We start from the raw sequence: 12,217 nt of genomic DNA, 5'->3' as shown, positions 1-12,217 counted from the left end.
CCGGATCACCGGAGAGGGAGCACGCCCCACTCCGTCAGGTCGCCCACGAGACCACCGGTGAGCGGGAGCCGGGCCAGGTCGTCGGACGTGCACCAGCGCGCGTCCGCGGCGTCGTCTCCGGCGGCGAGCACGCCGCCCGTCACGGTGGCGTGGTAGTCGCGGATCTCGTACGTCACCCCGTCCGGCCCCGGACGTTCGACCGTGCCGGCGAGGGAGCCCACCGCGACCCGCAGGCCGGTCTCCTCCAGAATCTCGCGCTCCACGGCGGCCCGGTCGGTCTCCTGGGGCTCCACCCGGCCGCCGGGCACCGACCAGAGGCCCTCACCCGGTGGGTGGCCACGCCGGACGAGGAGGAGCCTGCCGGAGCCGTCGACGACGATGGCGCCGACACAATTTACGCGCACATGGTCAAGATTACGACGAGATAACGAGATACGCTCTTGACGGGTCCGTGTTCCAGGAAGCACCGTGGGTAGCTGTGAGAGCGGCTCCGACGTGTCCCCGTTGCTTTGGCCCGCTTCATGGGCCGAATATCTGGTCGAGTGCATGGCGCTGTGACACGCATGGTGATGTCGTGCCCTACCAGCCGCCCTGGCCACCGTCCGCGGCGGCAGTGGAGGCGATGCGCAAGAGCGCGATGGTGCCCATCTGGCTGCCCTGGCCGCTGCCTTCCGGCTGGCTGGTGACCGGGTTCGCCGAGGCGGGTGACGAGCGCACCGGAGCGGTCGCCACCGTGGTCGCGCTGTGCGGGCCGTCGATCAGCGGGGGCCCCGCCGACCTGCTCATCGTCGCCGAGGAGCCCGGAGTCGGGCTGGGGGCGGCGTTCGCGGGGATGGACGGGCCCGACCCCGGTGAGGGTTTCGACTCGGGCCCGCCGAATGCCAAGATCGGGGTGCTGGGCCACCCCAGCCCGCTGTGGTGCGTCGGGGGCGCGCCCGACCGGGCCGTCTACACGGGCGAAGCGCTGGGCAACTGGCTGTGGACGATCGCCTGGCCCGCGGAGGCCGGCTGCCTCATCGCGCTCAGTGAGCTCGATCTGCTGGACCTGCGCGAGCTCGACCTCGACCTGCCCTTCGGCGCGTTCTCGCCGAAACTCGAGGACTAACCGGTACGACTCATCCTCAAGGCGATTCGCGCTGTCATGGAGACGAGCTAGAGTTCGGAGGCGTGACAGCGCGTATCGAACGAGTGGTGACCGCGGGCACCGTCGACATCGACGGCACCGAATACAAGGTCGAGAACAACACCTGGATCCTGGGCGACGACGACGAGGTGATCGTCATCGACCCGGCGCGAGACGCCGAGAAGATCCTGGAGCAGGTCGGCGAGCGAGAGGTGCTCGCCGTCATCTGCACACACGGCCTGCCCGACCATGTGGGCGCGGCCATCGAGGTGGCCAGCAGGGACGAAGCAATCGTCGCTCTGCACCCCAAGGACAGGCCGCTCTGGCGGGAGACCTGGTCGGAGACCTGGCCCGACATCGACATGGAGGACGACGGCATCTTCGGCGTGGCCGACGTGCAGCTCGACGTCATGGAGACGCCCGGCATCACGCCTGGCGGAGTCTCGCTCTACTGCGAGGCGCTCAGCGCCGTGTTCACCGGCAAGTCGCTCCAGGCCGACGGCCCCGGCAAGATCGGCGGCGAGTATCCCGCGCTGCCCGACCAGCTCACCTCGATCGGCGGCCGCCTCTTCACGCTGCCCGCCGACACCCGGGTGCTGGCCGCGCACGGCGAGGAGGTCACCGTCGGCGACCTGGAGCCCCACTTCGACGGCTGGGTCTCAGGCTCGCTCACCCGCACCGAGACCCAGGACGAGGGGCCGCTCACCGACGGCACCAGGGTCGCGGGCATCAGGATCACGCCGGGCGACGACTAGGTGTACGACCAGCTCCCGCTGGAAGGGATGCCGCGGCGGCTCTACTCCTGCACACCGTCGCGGTTGAACACGTGGCTCGACTGCCGCCGCCGCTACCGGTTCACCTATCTTGACCGGCCGCAGCCGTCGAAGGGGCCGGCCTGGGCCCACAACAGCGTTGGCGCGAGCGTGCACAACGCGCTGGCCGCCTGGTGGCGTGAGCCGTACGAACGCCGCACCCCGCTGACGGCGGCCATCCTGCTCACCAACGGGTGGATCACCGAGGGGTTCAGGGACTCCGAGCTGTCCTCCCAGTGGCTCGGCCGGGCCCGCGACCTCGTCTCCGGCTATGTCGCCACGCTGGATCCATCGGACGATCCCGTGGGCGTGGAGCGCACGGTCGCCACCCGCACCCAGGTCATCGCGGTCTCGGGACGCATCGACCGGCTCGACCGGCGGGGCGACGAGCTGGTGGTGGTCGACTACAAGACCGGCCGGCGGCCGCTCACCCAGGACGACGCGCGCTCCTCGCTCGCGCTGGCCGTCTACGCGATCGCGGCGTCCCGGATGATGCGCACCCCGTGCCGCGCGGTCGAGCTGCACCACCTGCCGACGGGTGAGGTCGTCGAGTGGCGGCACACCGACGAGTCACTCGGCCGCCACTTAGGGCGCGCCGAGGAGATCGCGACCGAGGCCGCCGTCGCCGACGAGCACTACCGCGAGACGATGGGCGCGCCCGCGCGTTCGGCCGGGCCGGCGGATCGCCGGGCGCAGGCGGGGCCCGCCGCCGTGCCGCCCGAGGTCGACGCCCGCTTCGCTCCCAGCCCCGGGCCCATCTGCTCCTGGTGCGACTTTCGCCGCCACTGCCCCGAGGGGCTGGCCGCGGGGCCCGAACGCCGCCCCTGGGAGGGCCTCGCCGACCTCGCGGAGTGACCGGTCAGGAGGCCTGTACCGCCTCGGGACGACAGTTCAGGAGGCCTCTACCGCCCGGCTCGGGACGACCGGTCAGGCGGCCAGTGCCGTCGGCCAGCGGCGTGGATCGGTCAGGCCCTTGAGCCCCTTGCTCACGTCGTAGCCGGCCGTGCCCAGGCGCTGTCGCGCGGCGTGCAGCATCTCCCTGGTGGAGGGCATGAACGCCCGGTCGTGCAGGTGCTCGGGCAGAGAGTTGAGGCCGAGTCTGAACGCCTTCAGCCCGGCCGTCACGGTCGCCTGAGGCGCCTCGGGCAGCACGCCGTACATCCGTCTGGCCCACTCCGGCAGCGTGTAGTAGCAGAGCGCGCCGAACGGGAAGTAGGCGGGTTTGCCGGGTGACAGCAGCCGTAGTTCCTGGGGCAGCCGTGGCCAGAGCAGGAACCGCACGGTCGAGGCGGCCTCCTCGGTGACGCGCAGGCTGGGCCGTACCTGCTTGAAGTAGGCGTCCATCTCCGCGCACGAGCCGGGCACGTCGTCGAGGTGCAGGCCGACGTAGGTGGCGCTGGCGCGCTGCTCGCGCAGGTAGCGGTCGGCCTGGCGCTCGGTGAGACCGAGCCCGCCGCGCCTGGCCACCTCCAGGTAGGACGAGACCTCCGCGCAGTGCACCCACAGCAGCAGCTCGGGGTCGTCCACGCGGTGAACCCGGCCCGTGTCGGGGTCGGTGACGCGCAGCCGCCGGTGGATGTCGCGGACCCGCCTGCCGATCTCGTCGGCCTCCTGTGGGCTGCCGAACGTCACCCTGCCCACGAAGTCGGCGGTGCGGCGCAGCCGGCCGAACGGATCGTCCTGGAAGTTGGAGTTCTGCCAGACACCGCGCATGGCCAGCGGGTGCAGTGCCTGCAGCATGAGGCCGCGGACGCCGCCCACCCACATGGAGCGGTCGAGGTGGACCTGCCAGGTGGCGCTCTGCGGCGACTGGACGACTATCTCTTCGATGCTCGCCATAGTAAGTAGATGATTACATGGCATTGGACCGTTTGTCCAAAGAGCGCCTCTCGGCCTCGTTCCAGAACCGGACCAGGGCCGCCGCGGTCGTCTCGGGGGCCTCCACGGCCGGCGAATGGGCCGCGCCGGGCACCACCATGTAGTCGGAGCCCAGGGCCGCGGCCATCTCCGACTGCAACTCGGCGGGCCAGCCGTCGTCGTGCTCGCCGTAGAGCACGAGCGTGGGCACCCCGATCTGGCGCAGCTCGTCGACCCGGTCGCGCATCGTCACCACCTGCTCGGACATGTTCGCCAGACCGACGGGCGAGTTGGCCAGCAGGCGCTTGCGCAGGAACGCGATGATGTCGTCGGGCACGTCGGCGGCCAGCGCCTCTGGCTCGAACCGGGTGTGCCAGACGTACTCGAGCCCCTTCTCCGGGATCTCCTCCATGAGCCTGCGGGCGTGACGGGCCCGCCGGCCGACGATCGCGGCCGGGCCGGAGCTCATCAGCGTGAACGAGGCGAACTTGGTGCGGCCGTCGATCACGGCCTCGCGGGCCACGAGCCCGCCGAAGGAGTGTCCGACCAGGTGGATAGGCTCGCCGTCGCCGAGCTCCTGAGCCAGCAGGTCGATGTCGGCGCCGAGCGCGGCGCACGAGTAGGCGGCCGGATCGTCGGATCCGGGAGTTTCGTACTGGCCGCGCAGGTCGATCGCGACGACCCGGCGGCCGGACTGGACCAGCGTCTGCAGAATCGCGAGGAAGTCTTCCTTGCTGCCGGTGAGCCCGGGCACCAGGAGTGCGGTCCAGCGCTCCACCACCCCGCTCATCGGAAGCGCGTCGAGGGCCGCGAACGTGCCCTGGGGCGTGTCGATCTTCCGTGGCTCGACGCCAGGAGGCAGGTTGAGGAATCGCGGCGTACTCACGTGGGGCAACAATACCCAGAGGTCAGCGCTTCGACACCGGCAAACTCTGTACGCTGGTGCGACTTCTGGGGAGTTGTGCCGAATGCGCACGGTGGAGATCAGGGCCGCCACCTCGTGCGCGGGACTCGCCCCTGACATGACGAGGCGCGCACCGCGTTCTCGCGGTGCGCGCCTCTCAGTGCCGCCTTAGCGCTGCCTCGGTGAGGCTGTCAGCCGGAGCGGCGGCGTCCGGGGCCACCGCCGTTGCCGCCACGAGGCTGGCGGCGCTGCTGCTTACGCTCGGTGGCGGCGGACGGGGCGATCTCGTCGTCGTCCGTCGCCAGATCGGGTGACTGGAAGATCACCGCGAACGGGCTGGGCGGGATGATCCGCTCCGGCTCCTGACGGGCCGGAGGCGGCGGCGTGGACAGGAAGCTGAACTCGTGGCCCTTGTCCTGGCTCACGACCGGCTCCCGGTCCTGCCGGCGATCCGCGACCGGCTCGCGCTCGGGCGCCGGACGGTCTGCCACGAGCTGTGCGGACCGGTCCTGGGAGACCTGCTCGCGCTGCCGTACGGGCCGCTCCTCCGGCTGACGCCGGGTGGACCGGCGGCCGGCGACCGGCTGCGCGTCCGCGACGGGCTGCGCGTCCACGACCGGCTTTGCCGCTGCGACCGGCTGTGTGTCCACGACCGGCTTTGCCGCTGCGACCGGCTGTGTGTCCACGACCGGCTTTGCGTCTGCGACAGGCTGCGCGTCCGTGGCCGGCTCACGCGTGACGTCGGCCACCGGTGCGGTCGCCGCACCGGCGGACCGGCGGGTGCGCCGCCGTGGCTCGGCGGTCACCGCCTCCACCTCGTCGGCGGAGATGATCGCGGGCGTCTCGTCGGCGTAGCGCGAGTGGTTGTCCACGGGCTCGACCTCCGGCGTCTCGACGGGCGAGGTGCCCTCTTCGGTTAGCTTTCCGCCGCGGGTGCGACGGCGCTGGCGTGGCGTGCGGGAGGGTCGCTCCTCGCGTTCCTCGCGTTCCTCGCGACGACGGCCGCCGCCGCGCGTGCGTGTCCGGCCGGTCTCGCCGAGGTCCTCGATGCGCTCCGCCGACAGGCCCGCCCGTGAACGGCTGGCGTGCGGCAGGACACCCTTGGTGCCTTCGGGGATGTTGAGCTCGGTATAGACGTGCGGCGAGGTGGAGTAGGTCTCCTCAGGCTCGGCGAAGTCGAGCCCGAGCATCTGGTTGATCATCTTCCACCGCGTCAGCTCCTCCCACTCGACGAACGTGACCGCGATGCCCGTGCGACCGGCTCGGCCGGTGCGGCCGATGCGGTGCACGTAGGCCTTGTCGTCGGCGGGGCAGTCGTAGTTGACCACGTGGGTGACGTCGTCGATGTCGATGCCGCGGGCCGCCACGTCGGTGGCCACCAGCACGTCGATCTTGCCGTTGCGGAAGGCGCGCAGGGCCTGCTCACGCTGGCCCTGCCCGAGGTCGCCGTGGACGGCCGCGACCGCGAAGCCACGGATGTCGAGCTGCTCGGAGACCATGTCGCAGGCCCGCTTGGTCTCACAGAAGACCATGGTGAGCCCGCGTCCCTCGGCCTGGAGCAGCCTGGCGACGATCTCGATCTTGTCCATCCGGTGCGCACGCCAGACGATCTGGCGCACCTGCGGGGTGGTCTCGCCCTCACTGTCGCTGCCGTGCTCGGCTCGGACATGGGTGGGGCGGTTGAGGTATTTGCGCGACAGCGCGACGATCTCGCCCGGCATGGTGGCCGAGAACAGCATGGTCTGTCGCTGCTCGGGGATGAGCTTGAAGATCCGCTCGATGTCGGGCAGGAAGCCCAGGTCGAGCATGCGGTCGGCCTCGTCGAGCACCAGCGAGGTGATCTGACTCAGATCGAGGTGCTTCTGCTTGACCAGGTCGAGCAGCCGGCCGGGGGTGCCGACGATCACGTCGACGCCGGCCTTGAGCGCCTCGACCTGAGGCTCGTACGCGCGGCCGCCGTAGACGGTCAGCACGCGCGAGCCGAGCTTGCCCGCGGCGGTGACGAGGTCTCCGCTCACTTGGTGGGCCAGCTCGCGGGTCGGCACGACGACCAGCCCGCGTGGCTTCTTGCGGTTCTTGCGTGGCTTACCGATGCTTTGGAGCATGGCGATGCCGAACGCGTAGGTTTTGCCCGTGCCGGTGCGGGCTTGGCCGATCAGGTCCTGACCGTCCAGGGCGAGTGGGAGTGCCATCTCCTGGATGGGGAACGGTGTGGTGATGCCCTCGGTCTCGAGGGCATCGGCGATTTCTGGTGTGACTCCGAGGTCTCGGAAAGTCGTCAGCGTGGCCTGCCTCAGTCTCAAATGAAGGCGGGCCTGCCGGGACCAACGGGCGAAAAACAAACCCCGTGCCTGGGTCCTCGCGGTAGAGCCAGCCCTCGCGCGTCATCAGCGACCGCAGCCCGGGGAGCGGGGGTTATCGGGGAAATCCCCCGAAATAACACAGTGCGGTCGCACTTTCACAGATCAGTGTACTCGATACCACAACGCTGACCGAGCTATCGGATGTTCCCGAAGATTCCGCGAAGTACGCTGCCTTCCATGAAGGAGTCTCCTGGAGTCGTCGATCTGCTCGGTGTGCTGGCGTATGCCGAGCTCAGTGCGTATGCGCGCATGACGGAGGATGCGGCTTCGCTGGCCCCCTCACTGGCCGACCGGACCGCGCTGAGCGAGCTGGCCGTGGCCGAATACGGACACTTCCGGCTGCTGCACGACCGGCTGGTCGAGCTCGGGGCCGATCCCGAGGCGGCGATGTCGCCGTTCGTCGAGGCCCTGGACGCCTGGCACGCCCAGACCACGCCGGCCGACTGGCTGCAGGCGCTGGTCAAGGCGTACGTGGGCGAGGGCATCGCGTTCGACTTCTACCGGGAGGCGGCCAAGCGGCTCGACCCGCCGATCGCGAAGCTGGTCGACGAGGTGCTGGCCGACGAGGGGCGCTCGGAGTTCGCGGTCGAACGGGTGCGGGCGGGGCTGGCTGCCGACCCGGTGGCCGCCGGCCGGCTCGCCCTGTGGGCCAGGCGGCTCGTGGGAGAGGCGCTCAGCCAGGGGCAGCGGGTCGCCGCGGCCCGGCCCGAGCTGGCCCGGATGCTGGCCGAGGCCGAGAGCGACGACCAGGCGGAGATCTCGCGGATGTTCGCCAGGCTGACCGAGGAGCACAACAAGCGGATGGCCGCCCTCGGCATCTGACCCACCCGTGGAGTCGCCCATCGAGCGGCGCGAGAGCGTGAACGGCGGTAGCGTGCCAGGCATGAGGGCCTCGCGCCGCTATGACGGTTCGTTGACGAGATGTGGGCCGAATCACTGGACCACGCGCGCCGCGCTGAGGAGGGGGAGCGAGAGCTGCCCCACGAGTGAGCCACGGCGTCACGACCTCCACAGGCGTCGGCGGCCGCCCGGATGCGCTCTCGGAAGGCCCGGCGAGCGCGCCTGACCGGGCTCGGGAGCGGCCGGCCCGGCCGCTCCCCGCCGCTCGGATGACGCCGGGCTCGGCGCCTGGATCGGCTCGCGGTTTAGAGGGTGCCGCCGAAGCCGACGGGCCTGGACTCGTCCTCGCCGATCTCGATGAAACCGAGGGAGGCGACGGGCACCAGCACGCGCCTGCCCTTGGTGTCGGTGAGGGTGAACACGCCACGATCGACGGCGAGCGAGTTGCGGATCTCCTCTTCGACCTGCTCGGCCGAGAGATCGGTCTCGACGACGAGCTCGCGGTGCACGGATCGTACGCCGATCTTGACTTCCATCATGCTCCCTTTCGTGCCTGTGGACGCGGCGGCCACGGAGCTTCCGCTGGACGGCCGGACATACCCCATGGTCGTCGCTGGAGGGTGGGAAAAGGTCGTTGATCGCCCCGAGCGAACGCTGTTATGCCGTACGCGGAAAACCGCTGATGCCGCGCCAGGCGAGCCGGGCCACGAGCTGCTCGGCCGCGTCCTTGGGGATGGAGCCGTGGGTGGTGACCCAGTAGCGGGCGCTCACCTCGGCCATGCCCACCAGGCCCACGCCCAGCAGGTGGGCCTCGTCGCTGGCGCAGCCGGTGTCCTCCTGGATCACCGCGCTGACCATCTCGGCGCACTCGCTGAGGGACCGCTCCACCCGCTGGCGGACGGGCGCCACGTTGCGCAGGTCTGACTCGAAGACCAGGCGGAAGGCCTCACCCTGGGTGGAGACGAAGTCGAAGAACGCGCTGAACGTCGCCTGGACCCGCAGTTTGTTCTCGTTGGTGGAGGCCAGCGCCTCGCGGCAGCGGTTGACCATGTCGTCGACGTGCAGGTCGAGCAGGGCCAGGTAGAGCTCCAGCTTGCCGGGGAAGTGCTGGTAGAGCACGGGCTTGCTGACCCCGGCCCGGTCGGCGATCTCGTCCATGGCGGCCGCGTGGTAGCCGTTCTCGACGAACACTTCCTGCGCGGCGCTCAGCAACTGCCGTCGGCGGGCGAGTCGGGGCAGCCGGGTGCCCCGGGGCTTGGCGTCCGGGGTAGCGGTCACGCGGGTCTCCAAGAGGTCTGGCGGCGGGCCGGATGACATCCTACGTGTGCGGCCTCAGCGATAGTCGTCATCGTCGAGCTCTACGACCCGCTCCTGGTCGGCCGCGTCGGCGGGGTCGGCCTCCAGCGGCAGCGACCAGTGCGGCTCGTCGCCCGTGTCGGCCTCACGACGCTGCTCGGCGGCGTCGGCCTCCGGCGCCTCGGCGGACAGCCCACTCTCGTCGAAGGGGCCGTCGTCCCCGCGTACGTCCATCTCCGACATGTGAAGTCCCCTTCCAAGGTGTGGACGGCACCAGCCTACGCCTGGCCGAAAAGATCACCGTGTTCTTCCACTCTGGCGAGTACGTCCGGCGCGGTGAAGATCAGGTCGTCGGGGTGCTCGCAGCTCTCGACCTCCTTCCACAGCAGCGGGGTGGAGACCGTGGGGTGGTGCCGGGCCCGCAGTGAGTAGGGGGCGACGGTGGTCTTGGCCGGGTTGTTCTGGCTCCAGTCGATGAGCACCTTGCCGGGACGGGCCTTCTTGGTCATCACGCTGACCACCTGCTCGGGATGCTCCTTCTCCAGCAGCTGGGCGAGCCTCTTGGCGTACACCGACGCCTCCTCGCGGCCGTCCCACGCGGCGTACAGCTGCATGCCCTTGCTGCCGCTGGTCTTCGGCCGGGCGGTGAGCCCGTCGGCGCGCAGCACCTCGCGCAGCGTGACGGCGACGCGGCAGCACTCCACGACGGTCGCGGGAGCGCCCGGATCGAGGTCGAACACCAGCGTGTCGGGCGGCAGCGCCTCGCCGTCGGCGGAGACCCGCCACTGCGGCACATGCAGCTCCAGGGCGGCCAGGTTGGCGTAGTAGACGAGGGTCGGCAGATCGTCGACGACGGCGTAGTCGATGGTCTCGCGGTTCTTGGTGCTGCCCACCGCCGGGAGCCTGACTCTCCTGACCCAGCCGGGGGTGTGCTCGGGGGCGTTCTTCTCGAAGAAGGAGGGGCCGTCGACGCCGTTGGGGTAGCGCTTGACGGTCAGCGGACGGCCGGCGAGGTGTGGCAGCAGCACCGGCGCGACGCGGCTGTAGTAGTCGATGACCTCGGCCTTGGCGAAGCCGGCGGCAGGGTAGAGCACCTTGTCGAGGTTGCTCAGCACCAGCTCGCGCCCGTCGACTCTGACCGGGACCTTCTTGTTCATCTGCGGGGTTCCGGACACTTCACAGGACGACCTCCGCGGGGAGCTTGTCGGGGCGGAGCCCGCGCCACACGGGATGGCGCAGTCTCAGTTCGTCGGTCAACATCGTGTAGGCCACCTCCCCGACGAGATCAGGTCTAACCCAGCGATTGCGCCACGGCACGTCGTTGGCGAACGGGCTGCGGGAGACCTCCAGCCGGCTCAGCGTGGCGTACAGCTCGGCGAGCGTGGCGTCGGTGAAGCCGGTGCCCACGTGGCCGACGTACCTCAGTCCGTCGCCGGTGAACACCCCCATGATGAGCGATCCGATGCCGCCCGACCTGCGGCCCTTGCCGGGTTTCCAGCCGCCGATCACCACCTCTCTGGTGCTCAGGTTCTTCACCTTGACCCACCAGGGGGAGCGCGTGCCCGACCGGTAGGGCGAGTCGAGCCGCTTGGCGATCACGCCTTCCAGCCCCTGCGTGTGCGTGGCCGTGAGCAGGTCGGAATCTCCAGGAAAGTACGGCGGCGCACCGATGTCCAGTTCGTCGAGGAGGCTGCGCCGGTCGCGGTAGGGCAGTTCGAACAGCGGAGTGCCCTCCAGGTAGAGCAGGTCGAACGGCAGGTAGGTGATCGGGTACAGCTTCAGCATGGCCGGTTCGGGGTCCGTCAGGTGCATCCGCCGTTGCAGGCGCTCGAAGCTGGGCCTGCCCCGCCGGTCCAGGGCGACCACTTCGCCGTCGAGGACGGCGTTCTTGACCCCGAACCCCGAAATTTCGGGATAACGGCGCGTGTAGTCCACCCCGTGGCGGCCCGTGACCCGCAGCCCCTCATTGAGATGGACGATCGCCCGGATGCCATCCCATTTGACCTCCAGGCCATACCTTTCCCGATCCGTGGGGAGTTGCCCAGGTACGGCCAGCATTGGTGCGATCGGGTATGGCATTGCTTGCCCCATGACGGGTATGTGCCCATTGGCGAGCTGCCCGCTACAGCTGAGGAGTGCCCATGCGCAGCATCTGGAAGGGTGCGATCTCCTTCGGGCTGGTCACGATCCCGGTCAGGCTGTTCTCCGCGACGGAGCAGAAGGACGTCAGCTTCCATCAGGTGCACCGTGAGGACGGCGGCAGGATCCGCTACAAGCGCGTATGCACCAAGGACGGCGAAGAGGTCCCCTACTCCGACATCGCGAAGGGCTACGAGCTGGCCACCGGCGAGATCGTGGTGCTCACCGACGAGGACTTCGAGGGCCTGCCGCTGAGCACCTCGCGCCGCATCGACGTGCTGCAGTTCGCGCCGGCCGACCAGATCGACCCGATCTACTTCGCCAAGTCCTACTACCTCGAGCCCGACGCCCAGGGGGCGAAGCCGTACGTGCTGCTGCGTAACGCGCTGGAGAGCTCGGGGCAGGTCGCGGTCGTCAAGGTGGCGCTGCGCCAGCGCGAGTCGCTGGCCACGCTGCGGGTGCGCGACGGGGTGTTCGTGCTGGAGACCATGCTCTGGCCGGACGAGATCCGCCGGCCTGACTTCGAGTTCCTCGACGAGGACATCGAGGTGCGGCCGCAGGAGCTCAAGATGGCCGAGTCGTTGATCGCCACGATGGAGGCCGACTTCGACCCGGCCGCCTACCACGACTCCTACCGCGAGGCGCTGCAGGAGGTCATCGAGGCGAAGGTGGCGGGCAAGGAGGTCATGGCGCCCGCCGAGGCCGAGGAGGAGGGCGGTCCGGCCGTCGACCTCATGGCCGCGCTGCGGGCCAGCGTCGAGGCGGCCAAGCGGGAGCGCTCGGGCGAGCCCGCCAAGGGCGGAAAGACGGCCAAGGGGGCGAAAGAGAAGGACGCCGAGAAGGCCGCGCCCAAGCGCAAGGCTCGTAAATCGGCCTGAGACGC

General features: G+C 70.0%; 14 protein-coding genes. 5 read left to right on the top strand and 9 right to left on the bottom strand.

The window, feature by feature from the left end; translation table 11 throughout:
- Positions 1-5: 5 nt before the first annotated feature.
- Positions 6-404, bottom strand: a complete 399-nt coding sequence (locus AB0I38_RS08935; protein ID WP_358464326.1) for an NUDIX hydrolase — start codon at positions 402-404, stop codon at positions 6-8.
- A gap of 47 nt (positions 405-451) precedes the next feature.
- On the opposite strand from AB0I38_RS08935, the gene AB0I38_RS08930 reads away from it, so the two are divergent.
- The 3 genes from AB0I38_RS08930 (at position 452) to AB0I38_RS08920 (ending at position 2,790) form a co-directional block, all read left to right on the top strand.
- Positions 452-1,105 carry a DUF6758 family protein gene (locus tag AB0I38_RS08930; RefSeq protein ID WP_358464324.1) on the top strand — a complete coding sequence of 218 codons (654 nt, stop codon included), beginning with the start codon at positions 452-454 and terminating at the stop codon, positions 1,103-1,105.
- 62 nt (positions 1,106-1,167) lie between these two features.
- A complete protein-coding gene (locus AB0I38_RS08925) occupies positions 1,168-1,878 on the top strand; it encodes an MBL fold metallo-hydrolase (RefSeq protein WP_358464322.1) in 711 nt (236 codons plus the stop codon).
- Between the two features lie 27 nt (positions 1,879-1,905).
- Positions 1,906-2,790 carry a RecB family exonuclease gene (locus tag AB0I38_RS08920; protein WP_436838732.1) on the top strand — a complete coding sequence of 295 codons (885 nt, stop codon included), beginning with the start codon at positions 1,906-1,908 and terminating at the stop codon, positions 2,788-2,790.
- Positions 2,791-2,862: 72 nt separating this feature from the next.
- Here AB0I38_RS08920 and AB0I38_RS08915 read toward each other — a convergent pair whose 3' ends face one another.
- The 3 genes from AB0I38_RS08915 to AB0I38_RS08905 form a co-directional block, all read right to left on the bottom strand.
- Positions 2,863-3,774: an oxygenase MpaB family protein gene (locus AB0I38_RS08915; RefSeq protein ID WP_358464317.1), complete on the bottom strand. Its 912-nt coding sequence runs from the start codon at positions 3,772-3,774 to the stop codon at positions 2,863-2,865.
- Between the two features lie 13 nt (positions 3,775-3,787).
- A complete protein-coding gene (locus AB0I38_RS08910; RefSeq protein ID WP_358464314.1) occupies positions 3,788-4,678 on the bottom strand; it encodes an alpha/beta fold hydrolase in 891 nt (296 codons plus the stop codon).
- Positions 4,679-4,887: 209 nt separating this feature from the next.
- Positions 4,888-6,888: a DEAD/DEAH box helicase gene (locus AB0I38_RS08905; RefSeq protein WP_358464311.1), complete on the bottom strand. Its 2,001-nt coding sequence runs from the start codon at positions 6,886-6,888 to the stop codon at positions 4,888-4,890.
- Between the two features lie 348 nt (positions 6,889-7,236).
- Here AB0I38_RS08905 and AB0I38_RS08900 point away from each other — a divergent pair, with 348 nt between their 5' ends.
- A complete protein-coding gene (locus AB0I38_RS08900) occupies positions 7,237-7,881 on the top strand; it encodes a ferritin-like fold-containing protein (protein WP_358464308.1) in 645 nt (214 codons plus the stop codon).
- Positions 7,882-8,204: 323 nt separating this feature from the next.
- Here the strand turns inward: AB0I38_RS08900 and AB0I38_RS08895 are convergent, their stop codons facing one another.
- The 5 genes from AB0I38_RS08895 to ligD (AB0I38_RS08875) form a co-directional block, all read right to left on the bottom strand.
- On the bottom strand, positions 8,205-8,438 hold the full coding sequence (locus tag AB0I38_RS08895; RefSeq protein ID WP_358464306.1) for a DUF3107 domain-containing protein: 234 nt from the start codon (positions 8,436-8,438) through the stop codon (positions 8,205-8,207).
- A 118-nt stretch (positions 8,439-8,556) separates the two neighbouring features.
- Positions 8,557-9,177 (bottom strand): TetR/AcrR family transcriptional regulator, encoded by a 621-nt coding sequence (locus tag AB0I38_RS08890; protein WP_358464303.1) that lies wholly within the window; start codon positions 9,175-9,177, stop codon positions 8,557-8,559.
- Positions 9,178-9,231: 54 nt separating this feature from the next.
- A complete protein-coding gene (locus tag AB0I38_RS08885) occupies positions 9,232-9,438 on the bottom strand; it encodes a hypothetical protein (RefSeq protein WP_358464300.1) in 207 nt (68 codons plus the stop codon).
- A 35-nt stretch (positions 9,439-9,473) separates the two neighbouring features.
- Complete coding sequence (gene ligD, locus AB0I38_RS08880; protein ID WP_358464297.1) at positions 9,474-10,352, bottom strand: non-homologous end-joining DNA ligase; 879 nt, start codon at positions 10,350-10,352, stop codon at positions 9,474-9,476.
- Positions 10,353-10,371: 19 nt separating this feature from the next.
- Positions 10,372-11,274, bottom strand: coding sequence for a non-homologous end-joining DNA ligase (ligD, locus tag AB0I38_RS08875; RefSeq protein WP_358464294.1), 903 nt, complete (start codon positions 11,272-11,274; stop codon positions 10,372-10,374).
- A gap of 62 nt (positions 11,275-11,336) precedes the next feature.
- Between ligD (AB0I38_RS08875) and AB0I38_RS08870 the strand changes: the two genes are divergently transcribed.
- Positions 11,337-12,212, top strand: a complete 876-nt coding sequence (locus tag AB0I38_RS08870) for a Ku protein (RefSeq protein WP_358464291.1) — start codon at positions 11,337-11,339, stop codon at positions 12,210-12,212.
- Positions 12,213-12,217 lie beyond the last annotated feature (5 nt).

Source organism: Nonomuraea cavernae (assembly GCF_040655715.1).
Classification (GTDB): Bacteria; Actinomycetota; Actinomycetes; order Streptosporangiales; family Streptosporangiaceae; genus Nonomuraea; species Nonomuraea cavernae_A.
The sequence above is the reverse complement of the archived record's forward strand: the minus strand, read 5'-3'. Positions and strand labels throughout refer to the sequence as shown.